This is a genomic window from Falsochrobactrum tianjinense (assembly GCF_019100495.1).
Lineage (GTDB): Bacteria > Pseudomonadota > Alphaproteobacteria > Rhizobiales > Rhizobiaceae > Brucella > Brucella tianjinense.
Genome location: NZ_JAHRVA010000001.1, coordinates 859,194 through 876,239, shown reverse-complemented (window position 1 = coordinate 876,239; position 17,046 = coordinate 859,194). Strand labels below are relative to the sequence as shown.

The following is a 17,046-nucleotide window of genomic DNA, read 5'->3' as shown; positions in this document are numbered from 1 at the left end:
ATAATACTTTACGCTTTTCCAAAGCTGTTTTTTACCAACAGGCTTAATTTCCGGGCAGTGAAAGGCAACATGGGCCGCCATTATACAAAAACGTGCGCCGCAGCCGATCAGCCGCGCGCACGCTTCATTGTTTCAAGCAGCCGTGATGCCGATCAGAAATCGTCGCTTTTTTCTGGGGCGACCAGACCTTCAATGCCAGCGAGCAATTCTTCTTCCGACATGCGGTCAAAAGAAACCACGTCTTCTTCTGCTGTCTCGGCAATGCTTTCAGAAGCATCTTCGGAAGCGTCCGGAATCTGCGCCGGAGCGGCTGCTTCCGGTTCGTCGATCTCGACATGCTTCTGCAACGAATGAATCAGGTCTTCCTTCAGATCGTCAGGTGAAAGCGTTTCATCGGCGATTTCACGCAGCGCGACCACTGGATTTTTATCGTTGTCGCGGTCGATGGTGATCTGTGCGCCCTGGGAAATCTGGCGTGCGCGATGACCGGCCAACAGAACCAGTTCAAAACGGTTCTCGACCTTATCTACGCAGTCCTCAACGGTGACGCGGGCCATGGGCGGTCCCTTTCATTTCTTAAGCTTTAACGGAATTTCTCTGCACATAACGCTTGTGCGGCGTAATTACAAGCAAAAGCGCGAAAATGCGTATACATATGCATCAGCAATCATCCGCCATTGATTTATCTGACATAAGCCCTAACTGTTTCATATCGGTACAATGGATTTCAGGCTACAGGGGTTACTCCAATAGATTCATAAAATTACCGGTGGTCTGATTTCGGCGTTTGCGTTCCGGTATTACTGGCGTCTAGAAAACGCCAAAATCAGACCGCTGGCAATTTAGTGGGAGCAAATAACAACCATTAGTTGCTTGTTTTTCTATAATTTCTCCTTAGAACGCAATAAGCGTCTTTGGTAAAAATTAATACCGCCCGCCGTTTGAAAAACAAATCTAAATACGCGGTCGATGGCCCACTCCCTTCCGACCGTAGAGTGGATATATTACACGATGTTCGATTCTCGTGAAAAGATTGCGCTTTTTATTGATGGCGCCAATTTATATGCAGCCTCAAAGACTCTCGGTTTCGACATCGATTACCGCAAATTATTGAAGGCTTTCCAGAAGCGCGGCTACCTGCTGCGTGCTTATTATTATACGGCGCTGGTGGAAGACCAGGAATATTCGTCGATCCGCCCGCTGATCGACTGGCTCGATTATAACGGCTACAAGGTTATCACCAAAGCTGCCAAGGAATTCACGGATTCCACAGGCCGCCGCAAGGTGAAGGGCAATATGGACATCGAACTCACCGTCGATGCCATGCAACTCACCGATACGGTCGATCATTTCGTGATCTTCTCGGGCGATGGCGACTTCCGTTCGCTGGCCGAGGCATTACAGCGCAAAGGCCGTAAGGTTTCGGTGGTTTCGACACTCACCACGCAGCCTGCAATGATTTCCGACGAATTGCGCCGGCAGGCAGATCATTTCATCGATCTCGTTTCGCTGAAGGCGGAAATCGGGCGCGACCCGTCCGAGCGTCCGCAGCAGCAGCGCCGTCACGATGAAGATATAGATGAGGACTATTGACGTCTTCCTGCGTCCAGTTCATGCAGGACCATGATTTCAGAACCCTCTCCGAATTGCGCCATTTGCCCCCGGCTGCATGATTTTTTACAAGAATGGCGGCGCAAAGAGCCTCAATGGCACAATGCGCCGGTCTCTCCTTTTCTGCCTGCACATGACGACGATGTGCGGCTTCTGATCGTCGGGCTGGCTCCGGGCCTACGCGGGGCGAACCGCACCGGGCGCCCTTTCACCGGCGATTATGCAGGCGAGCTTCTCTACAGCACCTTGTGCGAATTCGGTTTTGCAACGGGCAAGTTCGAGGCCCGCCCCGATGACAGCCTGCGACTGCTCGACGCCTGCATTGTGAATGCCGTGCGCTGCGTGCCACCGGAAAACAAGCCGACAGGCAGCGAGATCAATAATTGCCGCCAGTTTTTCAGCCCCCTGCTCACGCATTTTGCAAATTTACGAGCGGTCGTGACATTGGGTACGATCGCGCATCAGTCGACCGTCCGCGCCATGGGCGCACCGGTCGCCCGCCATCCTTTCGGACACGGAAAGGTAACGGATATCGGGAAATTGCGCATATTTTCGAGCTATCATTGCTCGCGCTACAATACGAATACGGGCCGGCTGACCGACCCAATGTTTCGCGATATTTTCAGAAATGCGCGCGCCTATCTCAATGAGGTTTCCGCTTAACTAACCGCGATCCCGCAGCAACCGCGCCTTCTCGCGATTCCAGTCACGTTGCTTTTCCGTTTCGCGCTTGTCATGGGTTTTCTTGCCACGCGCCAGAGCCAGTTCAAGTTTGGCTCGCCCGCGATCATTGAAATAAAGCTTGAGCGGAACGACAGTCATGCCTTCGCGAGAAACAGAGTTGAACAGCCGGGACATTTCGCGCCGGCTGACCAGCAGCTTACGCAATCGGCGCGGTTCGTGATTGAAACGGTTGCCCTGCGTATATTCAGGCACATAGGAATTGATCAGCCAGAACTCGCCATTTTCAAAACTCGCATAGCTTTCGGCTATATTGGCCTGATTAGCGCGCAATGACTTGACCTCGGTGCCCGTCAGAACCAGACCGGCTTCCAAAGTATCGATGATCTCGTAATTGAAGCGCGCCCTGCGGTTTTCCGCAATGATTTTACGCGCGGGAGAATTCTTCGGCTTATTCATAACCGCATCATATACAGCATCGGTTCTGAAATCGGAATCGATATTTGGGATGCAGAACCCATTGATTCAAGAAGTTAACTGCGGCATCAAACGTAAATGCTCCCGCAAGCGGGAGCATAAATCGTCCAAAACGGCATTTGGCCAGATCAGTTGATAATCCCCGCATGCTGCATAGCCTGCTCGATTCTCTGTGCCGTTGCGGCTTCAACCGTCACCATGGGCGAGCGCAGGACATTTTCGACGCGGCCAAGGCGCGACAAAGCATATTTGGGACCGGATGGATTCGGCTCGATGAACAGTGCCTTATGCAGTGGCATCAGCCGATCCTGCAGTTCCAACGCACGGCCAAAATCGCCAGCCTGGCAGGCCGCCTGAAATTCCGCGCAAAGGCGCGGTGCAATATTGGCCGTCACGGAAATGCAGCCCACCCCGCCATGGGCATTGAAGCCAAGCGCCGACGCATCCTCGCCGGAGAGCTGGATGAAATCCTTGCCACAGGTTTCACGCTGCTCGGATACGCGCTCGATCTTGCCGGTCGCATCCTTCACGCCAATGATATTCTTGTGGTCGCGCGCCAGTGCGCCCATGGTTTCAGGCAGCATATCAACAATCGATCGGCCCGGAATATTGTAGATCACGACAGGGATTGAGACCGAACGCGCCACGCGCGAGAAATGTTCGTAAAGGCCACGTTGATTGGGCTTGTTATAATAGGGCGTAACGACGAGCACCGCGTCCGCGCCAGCCTGCTCCGCATGCTGCGCCAGCTCGATGGCTTCCACCGTGCTATTAGAGCCCGCACCCGCTATTACCGGCACGCGGCCTGCTGCCACTTCGATACAGGCTTCAACGACACGCTTGTGTTCGTCATGCGAAAGGGTAGGCGTTTCACCCGTGGTGCCAACCGGCACCAACCCCTGCGTACCTTCTTCGATCTGCCAGTTCACAAAATCACGAAAGGCTTTCTCGTCGAACGCCCCTTCACTATCGAATGGCGTGACAAGTGCAGTGATTGAGCCTTTCAGCATCGTGAACTCCTGAAAAATACATAAAGCGCCTCATTGCGCCACGCTGATCCATGGCACCCACAAGGCGGTGCACCATAGTCTTGCAGCGCGAATCGAGCAAGCAAATTGCGCGCGTAAAACAGCGATGCAGAGATGGTTTTGCAATAAATATATCGCCTCTCCCTATAGCAGTCCGCCATGAGGCGAACAGGCGCAAACAGCAATATAACCCTTTATTAACCCTTGTTTCATGCATCGCAACTACAATTACGGACGCAACCTATGGGAGATGGGCGGGGCTTAGAAATGCCTCATTCAAACAATAGCTTGCCCATTATTGGGGCCTCGCCTCGCCAGTTCAAGCGGGAAAAAGATATAGCCACGCCCACAAAACAAAGAACGCTCGTTTCGAGCGGCCTTATTTTGGCTAGCACGCTGCTGGCGGGACAGGTCGCACCTTCTTATGCCCAGTCTTCCCTGCCCGCCAATGTTCCGACTCCGCTCGCGCGCCCTTTGTCATCCCCAGCCATACCGGGATTGGCGCCGTCTGAATCGCCGATCAATCTGGTAGTTCCAACGGCGCGCCCGGCGACACCCGATCCTGTCATCACCTCATCGTTCGGCCGGATAGAAAATCCTGCCATCGTAGCCGGAACACTTAAAAGTGGACTGGACGCGCTTTATTCCGGCGATTCAGACAGCGCGCTTGCCTTTCGTAATGGTATGCCGCAAGGCTCGCTCGATCGCCAGATCCTCACATGGGCAATCGCAACGTCTGGGACAGCCGGAGTGCCAAGCGCCGAAATCGCCGCGGCCACTTCCGAATTGCCTGGCTGGCCCGGAATGCCAGCGCTGCGCCGTAATTCCGAGCGCGCTCTTCTTAAGGAAAACCCGCCAGCCAGCACGGTGATCGCAACTTTCGGCACGACACTTCCACAGACAACCGAAGGAATGATCGCCCTTGCCCGGGCCTATATGGCGGATGAAAATACCGCCAAAGTACATAAGCTTCTCGCGCACTGGTGGCCGCAGGCGCGCCTTTCAGCCGACGAGGAAACCCGAATTCTAAAAGAATTCGGCGCAGTTCTGACGCGCGAAGATCACCAAAAGCGGATTATCCGCTCGCTTTATAATAACCGCCTGCAATCGGCTAAGCAGCTTGCAGGGCCTGCGCAGGCACAATCGCTTTACAAAGCCTTTGCGGCATTGGCGAAAAAATCACCCGATACGGCCAAGGTCATTGCCGATGTGGACGCTTTCTGGCATGCAAACCCTGCCTATCTGTTTCTCCAAATCCGCCATCTAAGGCGTGCGGACCGCTTCACCGAAGCCGCCGAACTGATGCTCAAGGCTCCTCGCCAGACATCCTCCCTTGTCGATCCCGATGCGTGGTGGGTCGAGCGGCGCATCCTTTCGCGCGAGCTTCTCGATATCGGAAAGCCGCAACTTGCCTACAAACTTGCTGCGGGACACGCTGCCGAATCACCCGCAATGGCGGCTGAGGCCGAGTTTCACGCAGGATGGTATGCCTTACGCGCATTAAAGCAGCCGAAGCTTGCCGTGCCGCATTTTACTAAAATCGCAGAGATTTCTTCGCGCCCCATATCCGCTTCGCGCGCCTATTACTGGCTAGGACGCACCGCTGAAGCCGGTGGCGGTGGCGATGCCCGCAACTATTATCGCCGCTCGGCACATTTCGGCACCACTTTTTACGGCCAGCTTTCTGCCGCAAAACTAGGCGAAAAAGCGCCCGAACTGGCCTATCCAAAGCCATCCGTCGCAGAGCGGGTGCGTTTTTCGGGCCATCCCGCGGTTCAGGCAATCAGGAGGCTTGAACAGATTGGTTATAGCAACCGGGCGAACACACTTTATATGCTGCTCTCGCGAGAGCTTGGCAGTGTTGGCGAATTGGCCCTTCTCGCCAGCATGGCCGAAAAGAATGATAATCATTATCTCGCCTTGCGTGTCGGCAAGACAGCTTCCCTGCGCGGACTAGATGTCGGCGCGCTTTCGCATCCGCTCGGCGCTATCCCCGCCAGCGCTAATATCAGTGGATCGGGCAAGGCGCTTGCTTATGCCATCGCCCGGCAGGAGAGCGAATTTAATGTCGGCGCAGTCTCGAAAGCAGGCGCGCGCGGGCTTTTGCAGCTCATGCCAGCCACCGCCAAAAATGTCGCAAGCCGCAACGGCATGGCTTTCTCATCCCAGAAGCTAACTACCGACGCCGCTTATAATGCCACGCTTGGCGCTCATTTTCTTGGCGAGCAGCTCGACCGTTTCGACGGCTCCTATGTGCTGACCTTCGCCGGTTATAATGCCGGGCCGCGCCGCGCTTTGCAGTGGGTCGAAAAATATGGCGATCCGCGTGGCAAGCCTATCGAAGAGGTCATCGACTGGATAGAGCGAATTCCCTATTCGGAAACGCGTAATTATGTGCAGCGCGTGATGGAGAATTATGAGGTCTACAAGACGCGCCTTACCGGCAATGCCGATATACGCGCCGATCTTGTTCATGGCAGGTCCTGATCCAGCGAAATACAGGCGATCACGCTCATGTTTTTTTCCGGCGCGGTGCGGTGGCTCTCGTTTTCGACGCAGGTTTCTTCGGCTTGGCAGCGCGTTTCGGCGCGGGTTTGCGCGCTGATTCGGCAAGTTTTCCTGCCTGTGCCACCCAGTTTTCGCGCGTCACTCGACCAGAAAAGCCGATCCGGCGCTCGATCCATGCCGCTTCCTCCATGTTCCATTGCGCGATCTGCGAATAATGGAAAATGCCCAGTTCATGCAACATGCCCTGCACAGCCGCCCCGATGCCTTTGATGGCAGTCAAGTCGTCCACCTTGCCGCGAAGCGGGGCTTCAAGCCATTCCGGTCGATGCTGTTCCTCGATCTTTTCAGCGGGATGTTCCGGTTCATCCTCTTCTATGGCTTGAGCAGGGCCTTCTGTTTCTTCCGCTGTTGATTGAAGCGCAGGCGTGCCCGTTTTTTCCTCATCCTCGTCTTCGAGCGGTTCTGCAATGTGCACGACAGCAGCCTGGGGGCTTTCCAGAGCCTGCGGCTTTTCATCTATTGCGGGCGCTGCATGAGCAGCCGCGATGATAATGTCTTCCCTATCCTTGCCGGCGTTTATTCGGCTTTTGGCAAAGCGGTTCAAAATACAGCCGATAATAAAAGCAATGGCAACAAGAATCGCCAGTTGAGCGATCAATATCGGCATGTAGGTTTCCTCATACTATAGAGCGGCCTCGGTTCTCATGGAATCATTGGAACCGCTCTACCTGCTTGTTTTTACGCATCTCTGCGCAACATAAAGCATATGGAATCCGTTCGCCATCCGATCCGAAGCATTCATTAATAGATACAGGAAAGGCAGCAATGGCCCCGCTGTCAATCAAAGATTCTATCGCAAGCGCACATGACAAAAAACCCGGCAGCGATGCTGCCGGGTTTCCTGTAACCAATCCTGAAAGGATTAGAACGAACGCTGGAAGCGGATCGTTGCTCCGAATGCGTCTTTTTCAACAAGACCAGCTTCACGAAGCGGATGATCGGTGTCCCACTTGGTGTAGGTGACTTCTGGCGTAATGGTGAAGCCAGGTACGAGCTGGTAAGCTACGTTAGCAGCAAGAGCGGTTTTACCCCAGTCTTCGTAAGCAGCCTGGAAGTTGATTGCTGCGCGCTCGGTTGCCTTGAACTTCAGGCCACCCCAGACAGCCCAATCGCCGCCCCAACGACCGTAGTTCTGGTCGATGCCTTCTTCCGAAGAATAACCGCCCTGTACCCAGGCCGAGAACTGTTCGGTGAGGTTAACGTCCAAACGAGCCTTTGCAGACCATTCTTCGATAACCGAGTCATAAGCTGCAACGGCTGCGATCGAACCCCAGCCCTGAGCGTACTTCAGGCCACCAACGATATGCGGTACATATTCGTCGATTACGTAGTCATCGCCGCCTTCTTCGAGAGCGAGCACGGCAGAGAAGCCGTTTCCGCCAGTGAAGGTGTACGAGATCTTGCCCGTGCGGTAGGTACCAGCGTCGACCACGTCATCGTTGATGATGTCGCCGAGGTAACCAGTGAAGGTGTGGAATTCGGATTCGTCGATACCGACCTTCAGGCCACCGAGCTTGATGTAAGCGAAGCGCAGATCGGTGCTACCGGACGCATCACCGTATACGCCGTCAATGCCCGAAGAATCAGCGCCATAGTTGAAGCGCAGTTCGGTGAAGGTCGACAGGGTGCCGAGTTCGGTTTCCGAAGCGGTCGAAAGACGCAGTGCGAAACGAGCGCCCTTATCCCAGCCTTCACGGTCAAAACCAGAGTAAGCATCGTCACCAGCCTTGACGTCGTAACGGACATAGCCATGGACGCGCAGGCAGGTTTCGGTACCCGGAATGTAGAAGTAGCCAGCGCCGTAAGCATCGCAGACGCGGACATATTCAACTGCTTCTGGCTCTGGCGCGACGATTACGTCGGCAGCCTGAGCGCCGGTAGCTGCAACCAGGGCGGCAGCGGAGCCGAGGAGAAGGCTCTTGATGTTCATTTCTGACCTCCAGTCAAAGTTAAAAATGGGTCTGGGCATTTTGATTTGGCTGAAGGACAACCTGTCCCCATCCCCTGATGAAAAAGTCGCCCCGAAGCGCTCCTTCTTCTGGATGTGAAGATACTCGCCAGCTTTTTCGTTTCAACATCGAATATAGCTTCCCACCCCCTGCGAGACCGCTATGCAGAGGGGTTGTTGCAGAAAAGACACGAATTCGCCGCCTTTGGATTGAGAAATTCAGACATTTTTAACATTGCTTAATGCCTGTTAACTCCTCTTAACGCTTGAAAAGACGTATTTTTTAGCAATCAGGAAATGAGAGGTGCCGAATCTGCGCCATGGCTGTGGAATTATGGCAACCGCTCTCCGGCAAATGCGTTTACAAACCGGCTCCATCACGAAACAGGCGAATCCCGGCTCCGCGCGAGTCGCCCGGACACTGCCTAAGACCGTTCCGGGAAGCATGAAATCGCGGTTATTCGCATATGCCTTTATATAAAGAATGAGATTCTGGCGGGAATTTTACCTTCCAGCGCGCAAATCGCTTGAAATGATGAAGCGTACCGGCTATCTCGCCCTTACCGGAGAGGTGGCCGAGTGGTCGAAGGCGCTCCCCTGCTAAGGGAGTAGACCCGGAAGGGTCTCGTGGGTTCGAATCCCATCCTCTCCGCCATTGTTTCTCCAAGCCCTTGAAATCACTTATACTCTTGGAATTTCTGGTTCCTTGCTTCCATAAGAGAATATGTTTCTTTCCTCTCTATATAGAAAGAGGCGGGACAAGTTGATATGCCTGAGCCCTGATCCATTATCGGGTGCGGAAGGCTGGTTTTTGCGGTCCTTGCGTTCCCCCAGACCAAACCGACCGGAAACGCCATGGCATCGCCTCGTCTTACACCCCTTGTGAAAAGCCTCCCCGAAACCGTACCATTCGTTGGCCCGGAAACGCTGGAAATGCAGCGTGGAAAGCCGTTTGCGGCACGAATCGGCGCCAATGAAAGCAGCTTCGGCCCCGCTCCTTCCGTCATCGCTGCAATGCAGAAAGAAGCCTCAGAAGTCTGGAAATACGGCGATCCGGAAAACCGTGAATTACGTCAGGCGATTGCGGCCCATCACGGCATCAATGTTGAAAACGTCATGCCCGGCGCCGGTGTCGATGCCCTGCTGGGGTTGGTCGTCAGGCAATATGTCCAGCAGGGCGATAAGGTAATCAATTCCCTCGGCGGCTATCCGACGTTCAATTATCATGTCTCGGGCTATGGCGGGCAGTTGCTGAGCGTACCTTATAAAGAGGACAGGCCAGATCTCGATGCCCTCATCGATATGGCGCGCAATGAAGAGCCCGCGATTCTATATATTGCCAATCCCGATAATCCGATGGGCACATGGCATGAAGGCGCGGATATTCAATCCTTCATCGAGCGGGTTCCTGAATCCACGATGCTGATTCTCGATGAAGCCTATTGCGAAACCGGTCCTGAAACAGCCTTTCCCGCTTTCGAGACCGATCGGCCCAATATATTGCGGATGCGCACGCTCTCAAAGGCTTATGGGCTTGCGGGCATTCGTTGCGGCTATGTCATAGGCTGCGCCGAGGCGATCCGGTCTTTCGACAAGATTCGCGATCATTTCGCGGTCAACCGGATTGCACAGGCGGCGGGGATCGCGGCTCTCAAAGACCAGGCCTATCTGCGTGAAGTGGTCGGAAAAATCCATGCGGGGCGGGATCGAATCGGGAAAATTGCCGAGCAGAACGGTCTTGTCGCGATCCCCTCAGCCACCAATTTCGTCGCCATTGATTGCGGCGCTGATGGCGCATTTGCAACGGCGGTGCTCAACGGACTGATCGCCCGCGATGTTTTTGTGCGCAAGCCCGGCGCGCCAGTTCTCGATCGCTGCATTCGTGTGAGCGTCGGCATCAATGAACAGCTCGATGTTTTCGAAGCCGCCCTCCCCGAAGCGCTCGCGGATGCGCAGCGCATTCAAAAATTCGTCTGACAGTGGAGAAATCGTATGCCTGATTCCCGAAACGGCCCGTCGCGCAACATCTTGTTCAGCACGCTTGGCGGGCTCTGCGGCGCATTGGCAATCGCCGCCTATGCCGGGTCCGCCCATGGAACGGGAAGCCAGCTTGCGACTATCGCTCCCTTGTTGCTGGGTCATGCGCCCGCCTTGCTCGTTCTTTCCCTGATCGCACCGGCCAGCCGTACCGCGCAAATCGGCGGTACCATGTTGTTTATCGGACTGATGCTTTTCTGCGGTGATCTCTATTTACGCAGCCTGACGGGCAACAGGCTTTTCCCCTACGCCGCCCCGACTGGGGGAACGCTCATGATGCTTGGCTGGCTTATCACCGGCCTGACCGGCTGGTTCTCGAAAAAAACATAACAACAAAAGGGGCCTTCGAGGCCCCCTTTTGATCTTGTCGATGGATTACGAATTGCCTTTCAGGCGCGCATTGCACAGGCTGTAATAGCCGCCGCCCTTCTGTATCCATTTGAGGCCGCCCAAGGCGTTGGCTTCCTTAGCCGCATAATACTGCTCAAGGCAGGTGCGCATGCGGGCTTTTCCGGGCGATTCGCTCGAGAATTTCGAAGAAACCTTCGTCGGGAATTTAACGCCGCGCGGAGCGGCGATGGTTGGCGCGGCGGGTTCGGAAGTGCCATCCGTGCTCAGTGCCGCCGGGTCAGCACCGGGGCCGCATTCGGACTTACGGAAATCATTCCACTTAATGCCATTATCGGCGCCAGCTTCCTTGGCGGCTTTATATTTCGCGCTGCACTCCTTCATCGTCAGGCCCTTGGCTGCATCGTCGGCAGCGGGCGCTGCGGCCTTCTTCTTTGCGGGGGCCGGAGCAGCGGCGGCGTCATCGCTGCACTGGGCCTTGCGGAAATCATTCCACTTTTGGTCGCCAAGCGTACCCGCTTCCTTGGCCGCCTGATATTTCGCGCTGCATTCCTTCATCGTCAACGCGCTGGCGGGAGATGAAAAGGCAAAAACCGACATGCCCATGATAATGGCGGTGCCAGCCAAGGCTGTCATAGTGCGAATAGACATTTTGTAGCTTCCTATCAAACTAAACTCGTCTACATTCAAATCTGCCGCCAGACGAGATGGCTGTCAATCATTTGCTCAATATTACGACTATCTACAATACAAAATTTCTAACCGACATTCTTGACGTGTTACAGTCATAGAAGTGTCTCCAAGTAAATTTATAGTAATTCCGTGCACCTGTCCGATCTTTATTGAAGCAGAGTTAATATCCCGAATCGCTCGATAGATAGCGGGACCGTTTCGGGGAGATGCTGTCTAATGCGATGTCATCCATTCGCGCGCACCGCGCAGTGCCGCAGCAAGCTCGCTTTTGCTCATGGTCGCTGCGACCTGATTGCGCATGCGGGCAGCTTTCTGATTCCCGCGAATGGCTGCGATATTGAGCCATTTATGTGCCTCGATAACGTCGATCTCACAGTCACGACCGATCGCATATTTCAAACCCATTTCCAGAAGGATGCGATCCTGTGGAGCCGTCTTGTCGTGTTGTGCGAAGCTGTGAAATTGCGTCATTTGTCTTTTTCCCTGTTAAATCCCGAGAACCGTCCGTTCTGTTTTCGGGGCTGGCTTTACCGTCCCGAACCGCCGGATCTGTCGTTCCGTTCATGATCCTCAAGATAAGGCAGAGGGATAAAATGCGCGTTAAACCAAATGCTTAACAGGAAGCCAACGAAATCCCAACAAGGGGTAAAATTGGTATTTCGTTAAACATCCAAACTATACGGATTGCTGGTTTTTTTGAAAATCATGCCTTTGCTCCGCTATTTGCGCGGAAACCGAATGATAACCATAGCCAGCTTTGGTTTCTGCTTTCCGGTCGCATGACGGGGACTGATCTGCCAGAGCGAATATCTGACCCGACGATAATATGACGGCAAAGCGACCCATCTTTTCAGGAAATAGATGAGTCGCTTCACCCGTATTTAGTTTTCACGTTGTTAAATGACGCCACGCTATAGTCAGCGGGCCTTTTGGCCAAACAGGATTTTTTGCTCTTCTTCCTGATTGGCAGAAGCAGCCGCGCGTTCACGCTCTTCCTTGCCCACAAGCAGGCCGCGCTGTACGGCGGGCCGCGCATTCATCGTTTCATGCCAGTGCTTGAGATTGGGGAAATCTTCCAGTTTCTGGTCGTAATTCGCATAGGCGTTGATCCAGCCGATACAGGCCATATCGGCAATGGAATATTCACCGGCAATATAATCGCGCCCTTCAAGCTGGCGGTTCAGCACGCCGTAAAGGCGATTGACCTCGTTCGTATAGCGGTCGATGCCATATTGAATCTTTTCGGGGGCATAGACGCGGAAATGTCCCGCCTGTCCCGACATGGGTCCCAATCCGCCCATCTGCCACATCAGCCATTCATCAACGGCGACGCGCTTGCGTTCGTCGGATGGGTAGAACTTGCCGAATTTACGGCCGAGATATTGCAAGATCGCGCCAGATTCGAACACCGAAACTGGCTCGCCGCCCGGGCCTTCCGGATCGACGATGGCAGGCATGCGGTTGTTGGGAGAAATCTTGAGAAAATCAGGCTGAAACTGATCACCCTTGCCGATATTGATATATTTGACCTGATAGGGAACCCCAAGCTCCTCCAGCATGATGCTGATCTTAACGCCGTTCGGCGTCGGCCAATAATATAGCTCAATGGGTTTTATCTGTTGAGACATCGTGCTCTAACTCCCGTTTTCTTGGCTTTGCGCGGAATTCCGGTTCCAGTTAACATAGTTACCACCGTGCTTTACGCAAGTAAGGCCCGGTACAGGTTCGTAAAACATCAATATTTTTGAACGCCAGATGAATATGCGCCTCAGGAAAGGTTCAGGTGCGGACGTTAATTTGAATGTTGTAAAGATAGAACGGCCATTTTTCGGGGGCAAACATGCTACTGTGGCGTTTCACCATCGTATGCTTGCTGATCGCGGGGCTGGCAATTGTCGCCAGCATTTTCGTTGATCGCAAATACGATATTTATAAAGATCAGTCGGTCATCGATCCGGTTACGGCGAAGCGTATGCAACATGCAGGCGGTAGCTATCGGTCATGACTGCCAGGCTTCGCATTTTCAGCGCAATCGCCTTGCGCATCTTTTTGTTTACTGCCGTGTTCACCGGGCCTTCTGCGGTTTTCGCCTATAATCAAATAGGCCAGAAAAGCGGGATGAACGGGATCGGACTGGTTCTATATGTCAGCCTGCAACGCAACGCATAAAGTCGTACATGCCACCTTCATGGATTTTGCCAGACTGGGCTATACTAGGCCATGACACAGCGAATCGAACAGACATTTCTCACCGCGATCAAAACTCCTCCGGCCATAGAGCCGGAAGTTTTCGCAGATGCGCGCGCGGCCGTCGCCGCCCTGCGCAGGCTTTACGACCGCAACACCGCCTTTCTGCGCGATGCCTTCGCAAATCTTGCCCGCGGCGAGGTTCCGCCCCAGCGCTACCGAGCTTTCTATCCCGAAATCTGCCTGTCCACATCCAGTTTCGCGCATGTGGATTCGCGCCTGGCCTATGGTCATGTCAGTATGCCGGGCGACTATTCAGCCACCATCACCCGACCTGATCTTTTCGAAGACTATCTGGTCGAGCAAATCCGGCTTTTGATGCGTAATCATGGCGTGCAGGTCACGGTGCGTGAATCCACCACGCCGATTCCGATCCATTTCGCCTTCATGGAAGACACCTATGTGGAAGCGGCAATCGCCGATGCTTTCACATATCCCATGCGCGATCTGTTCGACGTGCCGGATTTGACATCGACCGATGACAAGATCGTCAATGCCGATCTCGACCCCGCGGCGGGCGGACCATTGCCGCTCGCCCCCTTTACAGCGCAGCGCGTCGATTATTCCCTGCACAGGCTTTCGCATTACACCGCCACCGTCCCAAAGCATTTTCAGAACTTTGTGCTGTTTACCAACTACCAGTTTTATATGGACGAATTCTGCGCCTATGCCCGCCAGCTCATGGCGGAGGGCGGCGGCGGGTATGAAGCCTTCATCGAACCGGGCAATATCATAACGCGAGCCGGTGAAACCGCGCCGAGTACCGGAAATCCGCTTCAGCGCCTGCCGCAAATGCCCGCCTATCATTTGCAGCGCGCCGATCATTCCGGCATCACCATGGTCAATATCGGCGTCGGCCCTTCCAACGCCAAAACGATTACCGATCATATCGCCGTATTGCGACCGCATGCATGGCTGATGCTCGGTCATTGCGCAGGCCTGCGCAACAGCCAGCAGCTTGGCGATTACGTTCTGGCCCACGCCTATATGCGCGAAGATCATGTGCTTGATGACGACCTGCCTGCCTGGGTTCCCCTGCCCGCACTCGCAGAAATTCAGGTAGCGCTCGAAGAAGCGGTCGAAGAAATTACCGGCCTGGAAGGTTACGACCTCAAGCGCATCATGCGCACGGGAACGGTCGCAACCATCGACAACCGCAATTGGGAACTGCGCGACCAGCGCGGCCCCGTTCAACGGCTCTCGCAAGCGCGCGCCATTGCGCTCGACATGGAATCGGCTACCATCGCCGCCAATGGTTTTCGTTTTCGCGTGCCTTACGGCACCCTGCTCTGCGTTTCCGACAAACCTTTGCATGGGGAACTGAAGCTGCCGGGAATGGCCACCGAATTCTATAAAAGACAGGTGGCGCAGCATTTGCAGATCGGCATCAGGGCGATGGAGAAAATTGCCTCCATGCCCGATGAAAGCCTGCACTCGCGCAAGCTCAGAAGTTTTTACGAAACTGCCTTTCAGTAACAGAGCATAATCGGGCGGAGGAAGAAAATCCTGCCGCCCGATCGCTGTTTACATAGACCGGTCCTTCGCCGGCATTTCTCTGGCGGCGGTCGAGACGCACACGGTCTCAAATGTGAACATTTATTCTCTCGCATTATCCGGACGCAAAACCGCTACGCACTTTTGCTGGAAATGCTCTACATGTTCACATAGACCGGTCCTTCGCCGCCTTGTGGCGGGACCCACTCGATGTTCTGGTTCGGGTCCTTGATATCGCAGGTCTTGCAGTGCACGCAGTTCTGCGCATTGATGACAAAGCGAACATCTTTAGCATTCGGGTCAGCAGCGGCATTGCCGTCCGCATCGACCCATTCATAGACCCCCGCCGGACAATAGCGCGTCGATGGACCGGCAAAGACGTCATGCTCCGAGGTCTTCTGCAATTCCATATCGCGGACCAGCAAATGCACCGGCTCGTTTTCGTCATGGTTGGTGTTTGACAGAAACACCGATGACAGGCGGTCGAAAGTCAATACGCCATCGGGCTTGGGATAATCAATCTTCCTGTGTTTTGCCGCAGGCTCCAGCGATTGCGCATCGGTCTTGCTATGTTTGAGCGTCCCGAAGAGCGAAAAGCCGAAAAGCTGGTTGGTCCACATATCGAGACCGCCAAGGCTCACGCCGATTACCGTTCCGAAGCGCGACCAGAGCGGCTTGACGTTGCGGACCTTTTTCAGATCCTTGCCGATGGCGCTATCGCGCCAGCTATTTTCGATCTCTACCGGCTCGTCATTGGCACGGCCCGTGGCAATGGCCTCCGCGATCTTGTCAGCGGCCAGAATGCCCGACAGAACCGCATTATGGCTGCCCTTGATGCGCGGCACATTGACAAAACCCGCCGAACAGCCAATCAGCGCGCCGCCGGGGAAGGAGAGTTTCGGCACTGACTGGAACCCGCCTTCGGTGATAGCGCGCGCGCCATAGGAAAGGCGTTTGCCGCCCTCGAACGTGTCGCGGATGGCCGGATGCGTCTTGAAACGCTGGAATTCCTCGAACGGCGCCAGATACGGATTCTTGTAGTTGAGATGCAGCACGAAGCCGACCGCAACCATATTGTCTTCCAGATGATAGAGGAATGAGCCGCCGCCGGTCTTCATATCAAGCGGCCAGCCAAACGAATGCTGCACCAGGCCCGGCTTGTGCTTCGAGGGGTCCACCTGCCAGAGTTCCTTGAGGCCGATGCCGTATTTGCCCGGCTCACGTCCTTCATCGAGCTTGAACTTTGCTATCAGATGCTTGGCGAGCGAGCCGCGCGCGCCTTCGCCGATCAGCGTATATTTGCCCAGCAGTGCCATGCCGCGGGTGTAATTGGGACCATGCGTACCATCGCGCTCAATACCCATATCGCCGGTTGCGACGCCGATCACGGCACCTTCGTCATTATAAAGCACTTCGGTCGCCGCAAAGCCGGGATAGATTTCTACGCCCAGTTCTTCAGCCTTCGTTCCAAGCCAGCGGCAGACATTGCCGAGCGAGACGATATAATTGCCGTGATTGCTCATCAGCGGCGGCATGGCGAAATTGGGCAATCGCACCGAACCGGCAGGGCCAAGGAGAAGGAAATGATCGTCCGTCACCGGGGTTTTGAAGGGATGGCCCTCGTCGTCGCGCCAGTCTGGCAGAAGCTGGTCGATGCCCACCGGATCAACCACCGCACCGGAAAGAATATGCGCGCCGACTTCGCCACCTTTTTCAAGCACGACGACGGAAAGCTCAGGGTTGATCTGCTTGAACCGGATCGCCGCAGCAAGTCCCGCTGGACCTGCGCCTACGACCACAACGTCAAATTCCATGCTTTCGCGTTCAGGAAGCGCATTCGCTTCAGACATCTATGCCTCCGTCCGGTATGCTATTGCTTCACTATGCCAGCGCGAGCAATGCATCCAATTGTTT

The 17,046-nt window shown here is 54.7% G+C and carries 16 protein-coding genes and 1 tRNA gene; 8 read left to right on the top strand and 9 right to left on the bottom strand.

From position 1 onward, the window contains the following. Window positions 1-152 precede the first annotated feature (152 nt). Window positions 153-557, bottom strand: a complete 405-nt coding sequence (gene rpoZ, locus KUG47_RS04135; RefSeq protein ID WP_217676655.1) for a DNA-directed RNA polymerase subunit omega — start codon at window positions 555-557, stop codon at window positions 153-155. A gap of 454 nt (window positions 558-1,011) precedes the next feature. On the opposite strand from rpoZ, the gene KUG47_RS04130 reads away from it, so the two are divergent. Continuing rightward, the gene (locus KUG47_RS04130; protein WP_217676654.1) at window positions 1,012-1,593 is read left to right on the top strand and encodes a LabA-like NYN domain-containing protein; all 582 of its coding nucleotides are present in this window, start codon (window positions 1,012-1,014) and stop codon (window positions 1,591-1,593) included. 30 nt (window positions 1,594-1,623) lie between these two features. Then, window positions 1,624-2,274 carry a uracil-DNA glycosylase gene (locus KUG47_RS04125; protein WP_217676653.1) on the top strand — a complete coding sequence of 217 codons (651 nt, stop codon included), beginning with the start codon at window positions 1,624-1,626 and terminating at the stop codon, window positions 2,272-2,274. Here KUG47_RS04125 and smpB read toward each other — a convergent pair whose 3' ends face one another. Together smpB and dapA are read right to left on the bottom strand one after the other, a co-directional pair. After that, a complete protein-coding gene (gene smpB, locus KUG47_RS04120; RefSeq protein ID WP_217676652.1) occupies window positions 2,275-2,751 on the bottom strand; it encodes an SsrA-binding protein SmpB in 477 nt (158 codons plus the stop codon). A gap of 146 nt (window positions 2,752-2,897) precedes the next feature. Then, window positions 2,898-3,779 (bottom strand): 4-hydroxy-tetrahydrodipicolinate synthase, encoded by an 882-nt coding sequence (gene dapA, locus KUG47_RS04115; protein WP_217676651.1) that lies wholly within the window; start codon window positions 3,777-3,779, stop codon window positions 2,898-2,900. 285 nt (window positions 3,780-4,064) lie between these two features. Between dapA and KUG47_RS04110 the strand changes: the two genes are divergently transcribed. Then, on the top strand, window positions 4,065-6,284 hold the full coding sequence (locus KUG47_RS04110) for a lytic transglycosylase domain-containing protein (protein WP_217676650.1): 2,220 nt from the start codon (window positions 4,065-4,067) through the stop codon (window positions 6,282-6,284). 25 nt (window positions 6,285-6,309) lie between these two features. On the opposite strand, the gene KUG47_RS04105 is transcribed toward KUG47_RS04110, so the two are convergent. Both KUG47_RS04105 and KUG47_RS04100 read right to left on the bottom strand, forming a co-directional pair. Further along, window positions 6,310-6,972, bottom strand: a complete 663-nt coding sequence (locus KUG47_RS04105; RefSeq protein WP_217676649.1) for an endonuclease — start codon at window positions 6,970-6,972, stop codon at window positions 6,310-6,312. A gap of 255 nt (window positions 6,973-7,227) precedes the next feature. After that, window positions 7,228-8,295 carry a porin gene (locus KUG47_RS04100; protein ID WP_217676648.1) on the bottom strand — a complete coding sequence of 356 codons (1,068 nt, stop codon included), beginning with the start codon at window positions 8,293-8,295 and terminating at the stop codon, window positions 7,228-7,230. Window positions 8,296-8,878: 583 nt separating this feature from the next. Between KUG47_RS04100 and KUG47_RS04095 the strand changes: the two genes are divergently transcribed. The 3 genes from KUG47_RS04095 (at window position 8,879) to KUG47_RS04085 (ending at window position 10,680) form a co-directional block, all read left to right on the top strand. Then, window positions 8,879-8,968 (top strand) — tRNA-Ser (locus KUG47_RS04095). 200 nt (window positions 8,969-9,168) lie between these two features. Continuing rightward, window positions 9,169-10,290 carry a pyridoxal phosphate-dependent aminotransferase gene (locus tag KUG47_RS04090; RefSeq protein WP_217676647.1) on the top strand — a complete coding sequence of 374 codons (1,122 nt, stop codon included), beginning with the start codon at window positions 9,169-9,171 and terminating at the stop codon, window positions 10,288-10,290. Window positions 10,291-10,305: 15 nt separating this feature from the next. Beyond that, the gene (locus KUG47_RS04085) at window positions 10,306-10,680 is read left to right on the top strand and encodes a DUF423 domain-containing protein (RefSeq protein ID WP_217676646.1); all 375 of its coding nucleotides are present in this window, start codon (window positions 10,306-10,308) and stop codon (window positions 10,678-10,680) included. Window positions 10,681-10,725: 45 nt separating this feature from the next. Here KUG47_RS04085 and KUG47_RS04080 read toward each other — a convergent pair whose 3' ends face one another. From KUG47_RS04080 to KUG47_RS04070, 3 genes are all read right to left on the bottom strand, one after another. Continuing rightward, window positions 10,726-11,349 carry an antifreeze protein gene (locus KUG47_RS04080; RefSeq protein ID WP_217676645.1) on the bottom strand — a complete coding sequence of 208 codons (624 nt, stop codon included), beginning with the start codon at window positions 11,347-11,349 and terminating at the stop codon, window positions 10,726-10,728. A gap of 255 nt (window positions 11,350-11,604) precedes the next feature. Beyond that, window positions 11,605-11,862, bottom strand: coding sequence for a sel1 repeat family protein (locus tag KUG47_RS04075; protein ID WP_217676644.1), 258 nt, complete (start codon window positions 11,860-11,862; stop codon window positions 11,605-11,607). 446 nt (window positions 11,863-12,308) lie between these two features. Next, window positions 12,309-13,019, bottom strand: a complete 711-nt coding sequence (locus KUG47_RS04070; RefSeq protein WP_217676643.1) for a glutathione S-transferase N-terminal domain-containing protein — start codon at window positions 13,017-13,019, stop codon at window positions 12,309-12,311. Window positions 13,020-13,231: 212 nt separating this feature from the next. Here KUG47_RS04070 and KUG47_RS04065 point away from each other — a divergent pair, with 212 nt between their 5' ends. Both KUG47_RS04065 and KUG47_RS04060 read left to right on the top strand, forming a co-directional pair. Further along, the gene (locus tag KUG47_RS04065; RefSeq protein ID WP_217676642.1) at window positions 13,232-13,396 is read left to right on the top strand and encodes a hypothetical protein; all 165 of its coding nucleotides are present in this window, start codon (window positions 13,232-13,234) and stop codon (window positions 13,394-13,396) included. Window positions 13,397-13,611: 215 nt separating this feature from the next. Further along, complete coding sequence (locus KUG47_RS04060) at window positions 13,612-15,114, top strand: AMP nucleosidase (protein ID WP_217676641.1); 1,503 nt, start codon at window positions 13,612-13,614, stop codon at window positions 15,112-15,114. Window positions 15,115-15,290: 176 nt separating this feature from the next. On the opposite strand, the gene KUG47_RS04055 is transcribed toward KUG47_RS04060, so the two are convergent. Continuing rightward, window positions 15,291-16,982: an electron transfer flavoprotein-ubiquinone oxidoreductase gene (locus KUG47_RS04055; protein ID WP_217676640.1), complete on the bottom strand. Its 1,692-nt coding sequence runs from the start codon at window positions 16,980-16,982 to the stop codon at window positions 15,291-15,293. Between the last annotated feature and the right edge of the window lie 64 nt (window positions 16,983-17,046).